The sequence below is a fragment of the Micromonospora sp. USAFONa4 genome (genome assembly GCF_057197825.1).
In genome coordinates this window covers 4,612,359-4,627,532 of sequence record NZ_CM170072.1, presented here as the reverse complement: position 1 = coordinate 4,627,532, position 15,174 = coordinate 4,612,359, and the positions used below count along the sequence as shown (strand labels likewise).

Below are 15,174 nucleotides of genomic sequence, written 5' to 3'. Positions count from 1 at the left end.
GCAGCACGATGGACACGGCGCCCGGCAACCCGGACGACACAACGGCCTGGCTGGATGCTGGTGGCGCCAGGGGCCTTCAGGTTGGCTCGCAAAACGTGCAGCACAATCACTTCGGCTACGATCCGCCGGCTGTACGGTCCGCCTACCTGGAGCAGGTACGCCGGATCGCGCCGCCTGAGTTGAAGGATCGCGACGCGGAGTTAGCCGATCTGGCCGCCTTCTGCACCGGTGACCCCGAGAATGTGTACGCGTGGTTGCGGGCATCGGCGTGGGCCGGCAAGTCGGCTCTGATGTCGTGGTTCGCTTTGCATCCTCCGCCCGGCGTCAGAATCGTCTCTTTCTTTGTCACTGGGCGGCATCACCGACAAAATGACCGAAAGGCGTTCATCGAAAATGTCCTGGAGCAGCTCGCAGATCTGCTTGGGCACCGTGGCCTGCCAGCCGGCCTCACCGAATCGACGCAGGAGGCACATATGGCTGGAATGCTCTCAGGGGCCGCAGCGGCTTGCCGACGATCGGGCGAGCAGCTGGTCCTACTAGTGGATGGGCTCGACGAGGACCGCGGCGTGACGGTCGATCCCGAGTCCTACAGCATCGCCGCAACGCTTCCTCGCCACCCACCCGCAGGGCTACGCATCGTGGTGTCGAGCCGGCCAGACCCGCCGCTTCCACTGGACGTGCCGACCGATCATCCATTGCGCACCCGGTGCAAAATGTGGGAACTGAAGCCGTCGGCGCATGCCCAGGTTGTCCGCATGGATGCCGAACGCGAGCTGAAGAAGATGCTCCACACTGGGGGCATCGAGAAGGACATACTCGGTTTTGTCACGGCCGCTCGCAGTGGCCTGACCCCGCGCAACCTAGCCGACTTGAACGACCAAGATGAGTGGCTAGTCATGGATTACCTGGCTAGCTTCACCGGGCGTACATTCGCCCGCACCGACGCCGCCTATGTTCTCGCCCACGATGAGTTGCAGTCGGCCGCGACGAAGCTGCTCGGCCTGTCCCGCTTGCACGGCTATCGGCAGCGATTGCACGAATGGGTAGACCGCTACCGCGACCTCGGCTGGCCCATCGGTACGCCCGACTACGTTCTACGCGGCTATTTTCGGATGCTGTCTGAGCAGGGAGACACCGCGCGCATGGTGCGACATTCCACAGACGCCGACCGGCATGACCGCATGCTCGATCACACAGGCGGCGATGCCGTTGCCCTGGAGGAAGTTACCCTGGCCCAGGAAGCTCTCCTCGCAAGCGCCAACCCCGACCTGCCAGCGATGTGCAGGTTGGCTCTACGGCGCGCAGACCTCGAGGAGCGCAACAAGAATCTCCCCCTCGCATTGCCGAGATTGTGGGCCGCAGTAGGCAACCTCGCACGAGCTGAGGCAATAGTCCGTTCGATCCCCGAGGACGGACACCGCCGCGCCGTGGCATTGACTTTGCTGGCACCGGAGGTAGCCGCAGCCGGAGACCATGCTCGAGCCGAACGACTGCTCGGCATGATCCCTGCCAACATGAGTTTTATATCCCTGGATGAACCATACAAGACGATCTGCGAGGTCGTGCGCAAGATTGCCAGGAATGGCGATCTTGACCGGGCAACCGCGGTGGCAGACGACATCGGCGTTCCGTTCTGGCAGTCTAAGGCACATTGCGAGATCGCTGTCGCTCGTGCGATGGGAAGAGGGAGCCTAGCGGACGCAGAGGCGCACGCCACACGGATCTCAATGCCGTACTGGCGGGCGCAGGCATTTGCTAGTTTGGCAGCCACAGCCGCCGGAGTTCGACAAATCGATCTGGCGGAACGCTTATTCGGCAGCGCAGAGAGCGAAACGAACACCCTGCCCGACGCCCATCGCAAGGCTCTCGCCTACACCGTCCTTGCAAGAGAAGTCGAGACTTGGGGTGGCATGGATCGGGTGAGGTGGTTACTCAACCTCGCCGTGCAAGCAGCAGCCGCATGCAATAGACGCCACCGAGCCGATGCCATAACAGCGATCCTTCCCATCCTTGCCAAGAACGTCGAGCGGACGGAGCTGGTCAGCCTAGCCGGCATAGCTGAGTCAACACTTGAAATAGCCCGCAACGAGAACCAGCCCGCTAACAGCCCGGAAATGCGCAGGCTGGTCGAAGCCGCGGTGTCGGCCTGGTACATCGCAGGGAACCCCGACCGCGCCGTAACACTCGCAACTTCCATTGCGGACCCGGACCACCGTGAACGTACACTACTCGGTCTCATCGGAGCTGCTTCAAATTCCGGCGGCCTTGACCGCGCCCGGGCCTTCACCAGCTACCTTCCAGACCAGGCCGGGAGAGACCGCGCGTTTGGCAGAATCGTCACTAACCTGCCCAGCGAGTTCGATGACGAATGCATCGCAGGACTGGTGGATTCTATCCAGGATCGCGCGACTTATGCTGCCGCTATGACCGAGTGGGGCTATCGTGCGGCTAAGCAAGGCAGCCTCGAAAGCGCAATCGTTCTGGCAGAACGGACCGAGGGAATTGGACGACTGATCAGTGACCCCGACCTGAAGGCTAAGCTACTCACACCACTTGCATCCGCGCTCGCCCGGACCGGCGACATCACACGTGCCCAGACAGCAGTTCGACAAGCCTTGCGGGCGCACCGCGCAGCAGAGAAATATCGGGCTGACACGGCGCTCACCACGCTTATCCAAGTCGCCCTTCGAGCGGATGAATACGAGACCGCCATGGGCGCGGCTGCATTGATCAAAGGTCCTTACATTCGGGCTGAAGCGCAGACTAAACTGGCGCTCTCGATTGGCGATCATAACGATCGAGAAAAGGCGATGGGACTATTGAATGCCGCAGAGATTTCTGCAATGTCGATTCCCCGCCAGCGCGATCGAGTCCAGGCGCTAGGGAAGATCCTAACGGCCCTCTGGACTATCGGTGAGGACGAAAACGCCGAAGCCCTAGCTAGCCGCATAACAGACCATGAGGACATTGTCGAAACACCACTTCCGCCTGCGCCGCAAACATTTCCATCCTTCCCCACGGATAGCGAGAGCACGTTCTCACTTACGGCACGAACACGCGATGAATCCCTGGTGAAGGCGGTCGAATCCTTGGCGACAACCGGGAATTTCGCCCGCGCCGACATACTCGGCGCCATAATCAGTGACAGAAGGCTGCGAGCCGATGCGCGGATCAGCGTAGTGCTGGCGCTGGCGCGCGGAGGTCACCACGGGCGCGCGTTCGAGCGGGCCCGAACGGACAGCGACTGTTACAAACCTGACGAGTGTCTCCGTCAGCTTGCACCAGTCCTCGCCGAGCATGGTGCCCTCGAACTAGCCGAAGAGGTCGCTCACTGCATCGCTGACGAGTTCTATCGCGGGAGAGCGCTGCTCGCTCTTGCGCACCAAGTCGGTCGGATGCAGGCTCAACGCCTTCTACTTGTTCCCATACGGCATGGGATGCTGCCGGACACTCTGGACTTGCTTGTTGAAGTCTGCCCCGAGGCTGTCGATGTCATCGCCGATCATCTACTCCTTAACAAGAGCCCCGAGCAGACCGCCGCGAGCGTATCAATGCCGCAGGACGAACCGTAGGACTCGCCTAGATGCATCGCTAAGGGATGTTGGTCTATCTGGTAATAGTGGGGGAGGGTTGCCGGTCGCTGGTGGCAATGTCTGGTCGGTTACAGAATTTAGGATTGCAGTCAGGCGGGTAGGCCTGCTCGGCGGACGTGCTCCGAACTGTAGAAGCGTCGTCACGCCCAGCAGTCGATCATGGCGCGGCGAAAGCGATCGATTTTGCTGTTGATCCGGAGTCGGCGGCCCGACCGACAGTTGAGAGCCAACAACGCAACTGGTGGAGGCCGCAGCCCCCTGCGACAAGGCTCACAAAAAGGTGTTGATTTGACGGTTGTGATCGCCGACAGTTACACCCTTGGCCTCCCGCAAATCAATCTGATACTTGCCCGTTAAGCCTCGGCCCGCTAGCCCGAGCAGTTCCCGTGCTGCCGCTAGTATATGCTCGTCGGCGGCAGCGCCAGACGCGGTCAGGTCATCGTCGAGGCGGGCATGCCATACGCTGGCATCGGTCTCATCAGCCTGAAGTGCCTCGACGGCGTGACAGTGTTTCCCTAGTCGACCGATAAGCAGGTTCTTCAACCCGGTGTAGGCGTCCTGTATCGCGCTCGACGCCGCACCGGTGACACCGGCAGTCGCTCCGGCGGTCAACGCCGCCACGATCAACTCCACCCCGGACATGCGCCTCCTTCGACGACCTGACTGACCAACCTTCCTGAGTCTGACACAGAGACACCACATGATTACGATCATGCTGGGCTCGCTGCTCGATGCACCCCGACGTCGATCCGTCGGCTTGCGGATCTTTGTAGAGCATCGTGTACCTGGCGCTGCACCCAAAGCCGTAGCCCGACAGCAGCGTGACCCTTACCCTGGACTGGATATCGGATCAAGTACCTGTCAGCTGTGCAGGGGTGAGGTCGGCCAGCAGGTCCGGTAGTCTCGATTCTTCGTAGATGCCGTCAGCGGCAGCCAGCCATTCGACCGCGCCGGGCAGGCGCAGGAGTTCCGTGAGGAACTGCTGCCCGGCGGTGTCGCGGTCACAGGTCATGAGCAGACGGACCCCGGCGGCGGCCAAACCCTCCAGTAGCAGCCATGCCGCGATCGACGGGCGCCCGTACACGCAGATCAGTGGCAGAGCATGGGGGCCTAGCCGTGCCGCCGCGGTTTCGACCACGACCGGGTTCTCGCACACCCGGACGGTGTGAAGGCCGGATCCGGGTTTCCACGCGCGGCGCAGCGACCGGGCGGTCAGCCAGACTGGCTCACCGGTCTCGGCGGCTGCGGCGGCGATTGCCGCTGCGGCACCGGAGCCGGCCAAGGGCAGGTTGAGGACGAGGACGGTCGCCGAGACTTCGTCGCAGCTGACGCCGACGCTCGCCCACACCTGCCGCCACGCGTCGGCGCTCAACGCGGTGCCGGCCGCAGCTGCGGCGGCGCCGGGGTCCGTGGTGTATGCGGCGGCGAGCAGGCGGGCGGCCAGCCGGCCGAGGTCGGCGTCACGGTCGAGATGGTGCGGATTGCCGAACAGCGAGTTCGCGAGCTCCGGCAGCGGACGGCCGACGGCGGGCAGGTGCTGCCACAGCAAGGCTAGAGCCTGGGCGCGGCTGTCGGCCAGATCGGGGTTGGCGTGCTCTAGCCAGCGCCGGGTGCGCGCAAGTGCGACCGCATGCTCCGGGATTCCCGCACTGGCTAGGACGGCGTAGGCGTTGTCGAGATGGTCCTGAGCGGCTTGCCGATCCAGTTCGCGTTTGGCGACCCGGTCGTCGAGCGGGCCGCCGAGCCGGACAAGGAGGTCTTCCAGGGTGTCGTCCAGGCCATGCAGGGCTTTGCGTAGCCGGCCGAGGGTGACCGGAGCAGTGGAAGCTTCCCAGGACATCCCGAGGATCCGTCCGACCTGGTCGCGTTCAACCGCGTCGAGGGTGATTCGAACGGTGACGCCGGGGCCGGTCTTGCCGTTCTCCAGCAGTTCCCTGGCGGCGGCGAGGACCTTCGTCGGGCCGAGCAGGGCAGCCCATCGGTCCGCGGCCGCGCTCACCGCATCTCCTCGCTGCCGGTGGCCTCAACATCGGCAATGAGCGTGGACAGTAGGTCCGGTCCGTCCTGTTCGGCTGGTCGCGGGGTGGCCAGCAGCGGCGCGGCGGTGTCGGCGACCGGAACAATCTGCAGCGTGTTCCCGGCCCACAGCATCAGGGACAGGTCGACGCCGGGCAGTGGCGCCGGCGCCCGGGTGATGGTCCAGATCGCGGCGGCGGGGACCTGGGCTGCGGCGACGAGGGCGCCAGGGCCGGCGAGCAGGAAGTCGAGGTCGAAGTCGCACAGCATCCGCAGCATGATCGCCCGGTTGTTGGGGTCAACACCTTCGAATGCTTCGTCGAGCCACAGCGGGCGGGGCCCGGCAGGGTTGTCGGAGTACAGCGCGACGAGGGTGGCCAGCAACGGCTGCATCAGCGTGACGACCTTGCCGCCGCCGGAGTCGACCGCGTGGACCTGTTTCGTCAGCGGCTTCCATTTCGGGTCGGGAGCGGTCCCGACCCGAAACTCGCACACAACGTCGAACCAGTCACGGTAGTCGAGCAGGGTGGCGAGCCGGTCGGCCCAGTCGTCGACGCCTGGCAGGCCTGCCTCCTGAACCTGCTGGAGCCGTTCGATGAGGAAAGCCTGCAACTGCTCCTGCGCGGCGTCAGATTCGAAGCTGCCGGACTCCAGAGCGCGCAAGATTTTGTAGCCGGCCTGCTGTTCGTTGCGGGGATTCCGGCGCAGCCGCAGCGTGGTTCGGTTCGCTCCGGTCGGGTGCCGTTCAAGGACGTCGTTGACAGTGCTCAGCAAGCTCAGGACACGCTTGAGACGGTCACGCAGGTGGTTGATGAACGTCGACGACAGAATCTGCGCGTACATCTGGTGCAGCTTCTCGTCGTGCGTCGCGGACAGCTTCGCGATCTGATCGTCGAGGTGTGCGATCGCCGCGGCTGGAGTGAGTTGCTTGCCGGAGGCTTCCACCACCATGGTGATCTCCGGCAGCGGCCGGGCGTCGTCGGCTTCGGCGGCGTGTACGGCGCGGCCGCCTTTGGCTTCGAGGCTGGTCTGCAGCTCGGTGTAGGTGCTTGCGAACAGCCGGGCGGTCACCTGGCGGACCCGGTCCTCGCGTCCGGTGCGCGTCGCCGGCCAGCTCGCTGGACGTAGGTCGGCGATTGCGCTGCGGGCCTGCTGCAGCGCGTCGTCGACGGTGCGCCCGCACGGATCGGGCAGGTTGCGGGCCGCGGCGAGCCCTGCGTCGACCGGAATCCACCAGCTGACGACGGCGGCGGCGCGATCCTGTTCGGCGGTAGCTTGCTCTCGGCAGCGTTGTTCCCAGTCACTCTGCGCGGTCGCGTCGGCCCCTGCCAGGACGAGACCGTCGCGGTGGGAGGCGGCGATCGCCGATTTGAGCACGTCGGCCTCACGATCGAGTTCGGCGGCCCGGTCGAACAGCTCCTGGTCGCCGCGCCCGACTGCCTTCTCCGCCTCGGTGGCTCGCTCGTCGAGCAACGCCGCCTCGGCTGCTGCGGTCTGCTCCGCCTGGACGCCGGCGTCGAGTTGGGCTTCGGACTCTGTGGTCTTGGTGACCGCTGCGGCGCTGGCCTGCTCGGCGATGTCGCGGGCCTGGTCAGCGAGCCGGAGCCGGCCGGTCGCGCCTGCGGCCGCGTCGAGCGCTTCGGTGACGGCGTCGAGGTGATCGTCGGAGTTCGGCAGCCGGTGGTCGAGCGCGTGAGCGGTTGCGTCTGCGGTTGCGGTCTCCCACACCTGGCGGGCGGCGTCGGCCTTGCCGGCCAGAACCACGTGCTTGCGCTGGGCGGTGTCACGTTCGCGGTTGGCGGCCGCCATCGCCAGAGCGGCGGCTACCACGTCGCCGTCAGAGGGTGCCTGCTCCGCCGCGGTCCGCAGCGCGGTGATTTCATCGGCCAGGGTGTCCGCGGCATGGTTCGCGTCATCAGCTCGGGTGCGGTGCTGCTCGGCCAGCTCGTGCAACTCGGTGATTCGGCGTTGCCGGGCGGCCGCGCGGGCGGCGGCGCCGATCAGCTCGGCGCCGTGTTCAGCCGGGCCCGCTTGCCCAGAGGCGGTCGGGGTCTGCCAGCGGCCGTCGGCGGCGACGGCGACGGCGCTGGCGTGGGGCTGCCTGGCCGGCGTGAAGCCGATCCCGTCGAGGATCGCCGTGATCGTCGCGGTCAGCGGGCCGCTGTCACCGGCTGGGACGAGCACCGTCGAGAGTGCCGGACCAGTCGCCGGGGGCAGGCTCGTGGCGACCACGTCCGTGCCGTCGCGGCCGGGGGTGTACACCCCGTCGACGGTGACCCATGCGTCGAGCAGGCCTGCGGCGGTCAAGGCGGCCTCAACCTGGTCCAGCACGTCCCGCTCGATCCCGTCGGCTGGGTCGACCAGCCGCCACAGTGGCGCCCCGTCCGCGGACGGGATCGGTGGCCGCGGGCGGCGGGTCCAGCCGGCCGGAGCCGGCGGGACCGGGTCACCGTGCATCGCCAGCGCGTCGGCTTCCCGGTCAGCGGCCGTCGCTGCGGACTGCTGCTGTTCGGCTTCGGTACGCAGCTGCGCGACTCGGGTGGTCCGCGGGTCGACGGCTGGGGTGAGCCAGTCCCGCATGAGCAGCTGCTGCAGTACCTGACGCGGGCTGGCGCCGATCGACTCCGTCGTGACCTGCTCGAGCCACCGCTGCCGAACAGCCGGCTCCGGTGCGGGTCCGGTCAGGGCGGCGGCCCACCGTTCGACGTCGTCGGACAGCTGCTGTACCGCGTCGCTGAGCCTGCCGGCGGCGGACTGCGCATCGGCGTTACGGGTGTTGAGGTCCGTTTCTGCGGCGCTCGCCAGCTCGTCGGCTGTGCGGTACTTCGCAGCCAGCTTGGTCGTCTCCCGCAGCAGGTTCCGCAGGGTGGCGACCGCGGTCCTGCGAGCGGCGACGGCCGCGTCCAGCCGGGCAGTATCCGCGTCGGTTGCCCACTGGGCTGCCAGGTCTCCGAGCATCGCCGTGGTGGCGGCGGTGACGGCGGCGGTCACCGCCCCCTGGTAGCCGGTGTGGGCGGTCGCCAGGTCCGTTTGCGCCTCGGTCTGCTTGGCCAACGCCTGCTCGTGCAGGCGGCGTAGCGTGGCCAGCGCCGCCTTGGCGTCATTGGCGCGGGTGGCGGCTTGGTTGGCGGCGCGGCGGGCGAACGTCGCGGCTTCGGCCCGGCCGGTCGCGCTCTGGTATGCCGCGGACTCCAGCAGTTGCTGATGCGCTCCACGATTACGCTCGGCGGCGTTAGTGAGCTGCTGGGTCTTGGTCGATTCGGCGTTGAGAGCCTGCCGGGCCTGATCCAGCGTCACGGCGGCGGCTTCCACGGCCGCCGACGCCGCGCTGAGCGAGGCGTCGGCTTCGGAGAGGGCGTCGGCGTGCTGGCGCAGCACGGCGTCCGCCCACGGCCGCCACGCCTTGGCGACGTAGTCCACGATTGCGGACCGGGCCTCCTCGGCGTCGGTACGGTCGGCGCCGACCTGCTCGACCTGCTGCCAGCCAGCGGCGAGCCCTTCGATCTCGTCGCGGGCCAGGGGTGGCAATGCCGAGCGGATCTGGTTGGTGAACCAGTCTGGATTCAGTTTCTGCCCTAGGTGTGGGGTGCGCAGCGTCTTAAGCAGCTCGAGCACGGTCGCGTACCGGTCGTCATCGGTGAACCCGAACAGTGCGGTGGTCAGCTTGCGCCTGTAGTGCGTGCCGGTGGGAAAGACCTGGACTCCGTCGATGCTGTCGAGGTGTTTCGGTTCGGTGACCGCCTGCCCGCTCAACAGGTCGAGGCCGGCGCGGACCCGGGCAGTGCCGTGGCAGATCATCCAGGTGCGGGTCAGCTGCGACACGCCCCGTTTGGCCTGCGCGTACAGCAGCGTGGTGAAGAACTCGGGGATGCCGTCGTCACGGATCCGGCCGTACTCGACCCACGCCCATCCGCGATGCGCGGTCAAGGAGTCGTCACGGCGGTCCTGGTCGTTGCCTGAGGGCTCGACGTAGTACCGGAAGTCTTTGCCGGAGTCACCGAAGGTATCGATGTTCTGCCGTTCGAGGTTGCCGACGAGCATGATCAGCGTCGTCAACGTCATCAGCGTCGACTTGCCGGACTGGTTCGCGCCGACAAACTGGGCGCGGCCGTCAGCAAACACGTACTCGGCGACGTCGAACTCCCACAAACCGATGACCCCGGCCCGCAGGATCTGCCACCGGCCGCGGACCGGCTCCGGCAGCCGGCCGTGCGCGACGGCGTCGCGCCATCCGGCGAGCTGGGCGTCGGACAGGTGCGGGCCCGGTGACGGTACGTTCGGGCCGGCGAGGGCGGTCATCAGACAATCTCCACGACGGTCGGGTCAGCGGCGGACGAGGTGCGGCTTTTGGCCTCGGGATATAGCACGTCCGGGTCGCGGTAGCGGGCGGCGGGCGGCAGCAGCACCCAGCCGCCGTCGCCGGTGCCCCGCAGCAGGCCGAGTTCGGTCAGGACCCGCTTCACGTCGTCGAGGACGACCTGCGGGTCGGTTCTCTGCCGGTCGTTCATGTACGCACCTCGTGACCGGATTAGGTCGTCGATCAGCTCGTCGACCAGGACCCGGGTCAGGTGGACCGTGCCGTCGTCGTGGCGGACACCGTCGCGGCCGGCCTGGTCTGCGGCAAGCAGCGCGACCCAGTCTGCGGCTTTCGCCCGCGGCCAATCGGCGACCGTCGGCGGACGGCCGTCGCCGTCAGAAAGGACCAACAGGATCCCTTCCTGCCGGGCCTCGATCGCACCACCGGTCATTTGCGCCAGATAGCCGGCGTATCGGGACCGGTGCCGGCGCAGCGTGTCCGCGTCGGTCGGGTCGAGGTCGGCGTAGAGCACTGCCGGGGTTTCGACCAGGGCCCGCAGCAGCCGAACCGTACGGGTCGCGTCCCCATCCGCTGGTTCCGGCTGCAACGCGGCGGCGAGCACGTCTGGGCTGGTCATCAGCAGGAGCGCGTCCCGGTCTACTTCGTAGCCGGCGCCGGGACCGGACCCGTCCTCAGTCCATTCCTCCAACATCTTCTCGTCGCTAGTGCGCCGGTTTAGCACGCCCCAGCGGGCCAGCAGCGCCGCCGCGTCCCGCAATTGCCGGCGCTCGGACTTGATGTCCGGGTCGTATGGCGACACCTGCACGCCGGGGGCGGCGCACACGTCACGGACCATGTCGGACAACCGCTGCAGGGTGACCGTCCCGGAAACCTCCTCGCAGCACGCTGCGATCAGGCACATCAGCGCCAGCAGCCGCCGAGACGGGGCGTCCGAAGGCCGCGGCGGAAGGGTCGCCTTTCCGCCGACCGGTACCCGGATCAGTCGGGCCGCCTGACCGACCCGCTGGATCCGGTACCCGAGCCGGCGCGCCCCCTCCGACAGCGGCTGCTGATGGCGAATCACCAGCCGGAACAACTCCCGGTTCGTGGCCGGGGTGATCATCGGCTGGGCGAGCAGGCCGACGAACGCGTGCTGCGCAGCGACCCGCTGCTCCGACGTTCTGGCGCTCATCCGATGCTCCCGGTCGTGGTGGCGGAGATGTGCAGGATCAGATCCGGGTGCACGAGCCGGCCTGACGGTGTGTGGATCACGGCGTCCACGCCCCCGGGAACCGGTTCGGTGCGCAACGACCAGCGGCCGTCCCCGGTCGTCGCGGTCCGCGTTCCGGACGCCGCGGATCTGCCCCGCAGCATCGCGGTCAGGAACTGCAGCAGCAGCGTGGTCTCCGCTTCCGAGATCGGCGGCCAGTCCGACAACCGCATCCCCGAGCGGGCTACGACCGACGCCTCGGTCTGCGCCGCCATGGACTGTTGCGCCACCGCGTTTGCCCGCGCAATTTTCCGGTTGCCGGTGTTGTCTGCCAGCCGCGCCGGCGCCCCGGTCGTGCCGCGCGGGCCCTGCTTACGCAGCCGGGCTTCGACCGGTACCGTGTCGGATTCCCACCACGACGACGCGGACGGATTACCGGCCGGCGCCGGCACCACCCCCGGCAGGTGCCGGGCCGCATACAGGCCGGTCGCGTTGCACCACACCTGCCAGCCCGCCTCGTCATCGCTAGCGGCCTCGACCCGGGCCGCCAAGGCGAGCAGCTCGGCACGCCGAGACATGTGCCCACCGACCGCAGCCAGGGTCCGCTGCCCACGCAGCAGCGGACCGATCGTGTCGCGCATCTGCCGCCGCAGCCGCCGGGCCTGACAGTCCGGGCCATCGAACCAGGAACGCAGCGTCTCCAAAGTCTGCCGGTACGTCCCAACCAGGTCCACGATCGACGGGTCGTCGGCGTTCGGCCCGAGCATGCGGGCCGCGACCGCCCGCCACACCCCGTCCGAGACAGCACCCAGTTCGTTCACCCGGCGGGTGATCGTCTCCGAATGCACGTCGACGCCGGCACCCCACATGTCGACGTACCGGCGCAGGGTCTCCTGCACCACCGTGATTTTGTCGACGGTCGGGGTGCCGGCCAGTGCGGACGCCAGCCGCGCCTGCCACCCGGCCGCGGCCCGCGCCATCGATTGGTGGGTATTCAAGATGATCGACCAGACAGTCGCCGCCTCGCCCGGATCCGGCTCGGCGAGATCACGCAGCTGCGTCAGATTCGCGGTCAACACGCCAGGTGCCAGCGTGGCTGCGGCCGCCGCCGCGGCATCCTGCCCGAGACCCGTGACCGCCTGATGCAGCTGCGCGGCGATCTCGGTCAGCTGGAACCGGTCCAAGTTTCGGATGAAGTCCGCGTCCCGCAGCGCCCGGTCCTGGAACCGGTCGACGACACTCCACCGCTCCAGGCTTGTCATCCGCGCTGGCAGGTCGAACCCGGCCTCGTCGACCAGGGCGGGATCCGCACCCGAGGCGGCCAAATGCGCCCGGATGAGGTCGGGAAGATCCGTGGCGGCGACACCGGTCAGGGTGTGCTGCTGCTGCGCGAGCAACACGTCGACAATCGCCCGGTACTGGGCGGCGTACCTGCCCGGCGTCAGGTAGCTGGCCTGCAGCAGGCCGCCCGGCATCCCGCCCAGCTGCCACGCATCCGCGCCAGCGACGTCCTCCTCCGGACCCGTTCGCCGCACCCGCGAACTCCTCTCAGCGCCGGACCATTCCCCATCTGCCCGAGCGCTTCACACGAAAGCGCCGTCCCGGCCGGGGCCCGCAGCATATGCGAACCGTCCGACACCTTGACCAGGCGGCATCCCTCCGAGTAACTGGGTCGTCACCAACCCACAAGTTGGCATCGCGAAACAACTCCCGGTGCCAGGGCATCTCCGCGAGCGAGCTGGCCAGTCAACTCCTCATGGTCGACATGGCCAGCGGTCAGGTGGTTTCGGGGGCGGGGAAGTGAGGCTGCTTGCCGCCAGTCTTGAGGAAGGTGGCTGCTATCTGTATGGCCGTTGCGGGCCGGAGCCGTAGGTTCTCGGCGCCGTATTCGGTGGGTACCCCGCCAAGGTCGAAGCTGATGTCCCCGTCGGGTGTCTGGACTGTTGGGTCGGTGAGGTAGTCGCCGTCATCGGCGATGTGTACCGCGAAGGCGTGGGTGGGGTGGCCGAGCCCGATCTGCAGGCCGGGTGGCAGTTCATCAGGATCATCGGTGGTGTCGCTGAAGATGGTGACCGCGACGGGCTCACCGGCCTGATGGATCTCGTGGAGAAGAGCCTCCAGGACAGCGGGGTCGGTCACGTCGGTCTCGTGGTTGTCGCGGTGGTCGCCTCGGTCGTAGGCCCACGTGGCCTTCATGCGATCGCCTTTCCGTTGCCTGTGTAGGTACGCCAGAGACGTACCTGATCGTCATCGTCGCGTACGTACACGCTCAGCTGTGCGCCGGCGGGCAGGAGCCGGGAGAGGATCTTCTCGCATCCGTAGGGCTCGTAGTCGCACGGCGGGTTGTTCGTCAACACCTCCGCATGCATGACCTGGTCGCGGCGCATCCGGGCGGCGAGTTTGGCCTCCAGGTGGTCGGTCGTGGTGGCGATAAGTTTGTAGGCCGGCTTGAGATCGGCAGCGGCGGCGGGATCCCGGCCAGATCTCATCGGTATCCGCTCACCGTTGATCAGCGCCACACCGGATGTGGGGTCCTTCGCCTGTCGTCGAGGCAGATCGCGGGCGGCCTCTGTCAGCCAGCCAGGGAGCCACTCCGGCGGGTTCGATGCGCGCGTGGGGTTCGCGGTGCCGTCGCGGGTAGCGGGCGGCCGGCTTGAGCCGCCGCCCGCAGCCATTTTCCCACGTCACCGACTTGCCGGGCCTGCGCAAGTGCCGCTTCGACATGGAGCCGCGCCTGGTTTCCTCGGGCTTCGACGGCCGAGAGCCCTTGGCTGAGCTGCTGCAGGCGGGCCAGTGTCGGGCCGGGTTGGCCTCCCCGCAGCGCCACTGTGACGAGCCGCCGAGCTTCCTCGATCCCGCCTGCCGCCGCCGCGACTTCGGCATCGACCCGGGAGAGGACGGTCAGCAGCGGCGTGAGGACGCTGATGGTCTCCTGAGGTGACGGTTGTTGCGCAGCGCTGGCGACCGAGCGCGTTGTCTCCCCCAGGATTGCGTCGATCGCTGTCAGCCGGGCGCGGGCACGCCCGACCACCTCGCCTACCTGCGCCAGCCCCGCCGCGATACCCACGAAGCCAGCCGCGACGGCCCGGGCGGCGATCTGCGCGATGACATGCTCGGCCGCAGCAGCCTGCCTCTGCGCCGCGCCGACACCTGCGGTCATCGCGCACAGGTCGTCATTGATGCTGTCGGTCAGCGACACCGGTTCCTACCTCATCCTGACGATTTCGGTACTCCCCTAAACGGTGACAGCCTAAAGATGAGTTTCGACGGCTCGCCAGTGGCGTTCGTTCGCGCACGGACGGGCCAGCAGTGCTTGACGCCGGTGGGGAGATCAACAAGTTGAGGCGTTCCTTGTCTATCAGCGATCTGACAGCGCTCCATCGTTGCCTTTACCTGCTGGCCTAACCGAGGGTGGATGCTGCGGTTGCCGGAAGGAGTAGAGGCTTGAGCCAACGGGGGGCGGCGCCACCAGAGCCCCGGGGCGCGACAGAGGCATCCTTCAATCGACTAGCTGCGCGGGACGTGTGGTGGCGTGGGCACCTACTGCTGGAGCAGCTCACCGCATTCCGATCAGCTCGAACAACCGCAGAGCTCGAAGCGGCAGAGCTCTATCGCCAAGCACACCATGCTGCCATGGTCGAGGGGTTGCGGGAGACGCCCGTCCAGGAACTCCGAGCGGTACGGCCGGGCCTGCGAATCGCGCCGAGCCTTGAGCGACAGGGTTACCGCACAGTTTTGGATGTGCTGGGCGCATCGCACGGGGACCTTGTACGACTTCCAGGAGTAGGAAGCCGCAGCGCAGCGGCCATAGCCGATGCGGCGCAAGCGCTTCAACGTGTTGTCGAGCACGGCGCCTCAGTGCGCTTAGATGCCGATCGCAAAGACCCGGCCCTGGAACCGCTGCTGCGGGCCCTGCGGGTACTTCGCATTGTCACGCAGCTGCACGCCGACGGTATCGCCCGCCTGGGCCCTCTTGCCGACGACTTGGCAGACGCTCTGCGTAGGGCGAAGCGCGCTACACGCCGAGGAGGGCTGCTCATCGCTCGGGCAGCCACCAA

At 67.3% G+C, this 15,174-nt stretch carries 10 protein-coding genes; 1 reads left to right on the top strand and 9 read right to left on the bottom strand.

Features of this window, described 5'->3' with window-relative positions; translation table 11 throughout:
* Positions 1 to 95: 95 nt before the first annotated feature.
* The gene (locus AC0OO9_RS20585) at positions 96 to 3,572 is read left to right on the top strand and encodes a tetratricopeptide repeat protein (protein ID WP_484511669.1); all 3,477 of its coding nucleotides are present in this window, start codon (positions 96 to 98) and stop codon (positions 3,570 to 3,572) included.
* 291 nt (positions 3,573 to 3,863) lie between these two features.
* Here the strand turns inward: AC0OO9_RS20585 and AC0OO9_RS20580 are convergent, their stop codons facing one another.
* The 9 genes from AC0OO9_RS20580 to AC0OO9_RS20540 all read right to left on the bottom strand — a co-directional run bounded on the left by AC0OO9_RS20580 (position 3,864) and on the right by AC0OO9_RS20540 (position 14,965).
* Complete coding sequence (locus AC0OO9_RS20580; protein WP_484511667.1) at positions 3,864 to 4,235, bottom strand: hypothetical protein; 372 nt, start codon at positions 4,233 to 4,235, stop codon at positions 3,864 to 3,866.
* 208 nt (positions 4,236 to 4,443) lie between these two features.
* Complete coding sequence (locus tag AC0OO9_RS20575; protein ID WP_484511666.1) at positions 4,444 to 5,592, bottom strand: TIGR02679 domain-containing protein; 1,149 nt, start codon at positions 5,590 to 5,592, stop codon at positions 4,444 to 4,446.
* On the bottom strand, positions 5,589 to 9,908 hold the full coding sequence (locus tag AC0OO9_RS20570) for a TIGR02680 family protein (RefSeq protein WP_484511665.1): 4,320 nt from the start codon (positions 9,906 to 9,908) through the stop codon (positions 5,589 to 5,591). The genes AC0OO9_RS20575 and AC0OO9_RS20570 overlap by 4 nt, the downstream gene beginning before the upstream one ends.
* Complete coding sequence (locus tag AC0OO9_RS20565; protein ID WP_484511664.1) at positions 9,908 to 11,098, bottom strand: TIGR02678 family protein; 1,191 nt, start codon at positions 11,096 to 11,098, stop codon at positions 9,908 to 9,910. Before AC0OO9_RS20565 ends, AC0OO9_RS20570 begins: the two co-directional genes overlap by 1 nt.
* Positions 11,095 to 12,651, bottom strand: a complete 1,557-nt coding sequence (locus AC0OO9_RS20560) for a DUF2397 domain-containing protein (RefSeq protein ID WP_484511663.1) — start codon at positions 12,649 to 12,651, stop codon at positions 11,095 to 11,097. Before AC0OO9_RS20560 ends, AC0OO9_RS20565 begins: the two co-directional genes overlap by 4 nt.
* A gap of 241 nt (positions 12,652 to 12,892) precedes the next feature.
* Positions 12,893 to 13,312, bottom strand: coding sequence for an Imm1 family immunity protein (locus AC0OO9_RS20555; RefSeq protein WP_484511662.1), 420 nt, complete (start codon positions 13,310 to 13,312; stop codon positions 12,893 to 12,895).
* On the bottom strand, positions 13,309 to 13,791 hold the full coding sequence (locus AC0OO9_RS20550) for a DddA-like double-stranded DNA deaminase toxin (protein WP_484511661.1): 483 nt from the start codon (positions 13,789 to 13,791) through the stop codon (positions 13,309 to 13,311). Before AC0OO9_RS20550 ends, AC0OO9_RS20555 begins: the two co-directional genes overlap by 4 nt.
* Positions 13,689 to 14,315 carry a DUF6244 family protein gene (locus AC0OO9_RS20545; protein ID WP_484511660.1) on the bottom strand — a complete coding sequence of 209 codons (627 nt, stop codon included), beginning with the start codon at positions 14,313 to 14,315 and terminating at the stop codon, positions 13,689 to 13,691. The genes AC0OO9_RS20550 and AC0OO9_RS20545 overlap by 103 nt, the downstream gene beginning before the upstream one ends.
* Positions 14,316 to 14,686: 371 nt before the next feature.
* Complete coding sequence (locus tag AC0OO9_RS20540) at positions 14,687 to 14,965, bottom strand: hypothetical protein (protein WP_484511659.1); 279 nt, start codon at positions 14,963 to 14,965, stop codon at positions 14,687 to 14,689.
* Positions 14,966 to 15,174: the final 209 nt, after the last annotated feature.

What these genes read in the sequence shown, in the direction of transcription:
- AC0OO9_RS20565 (WP_484511664.1), bottom strand. Translation starts at nt 11,098, where the DNA reads ATGAGCGCCAGAACGTCGGAGCAGCGGGTCGCTGCGCAGCACGCGTTC.
- AC0OO9_RS20550 (WP_484511661.1), bottom strand. Translation starts at nt 13,791, where the DNA reads ATGGCTGCGGGCGGCGGCTCAAGCCGGCCGCCCGCTACCCGCGACGGC.
- AC0OO9_RS20580 (WP_484511667.1), bottom strand. Translation starts at nt 4,235, where the DNA reads ATGTCCGGGGTGGAGTTGATCGTGGCGGCGTTGACCGCCGGAGCGACT.
- AC0OO9_RS20570 (WP_484511665.1), bottom strand. Translation starts at nt 9,908, where the DNA reads ATGACCGCCCTCGCCGGCCCGAACGTACCGTCACCGGGCCCGCACCTG.
- AC0OO9_RS20555 (WP_484511662.1), bottom strand. Translation starts at nt 13,312, where the DNA reads ATGAAGGCCACGTGGGCCTACGACCGAGGCGACCACCGCGACAACCAC.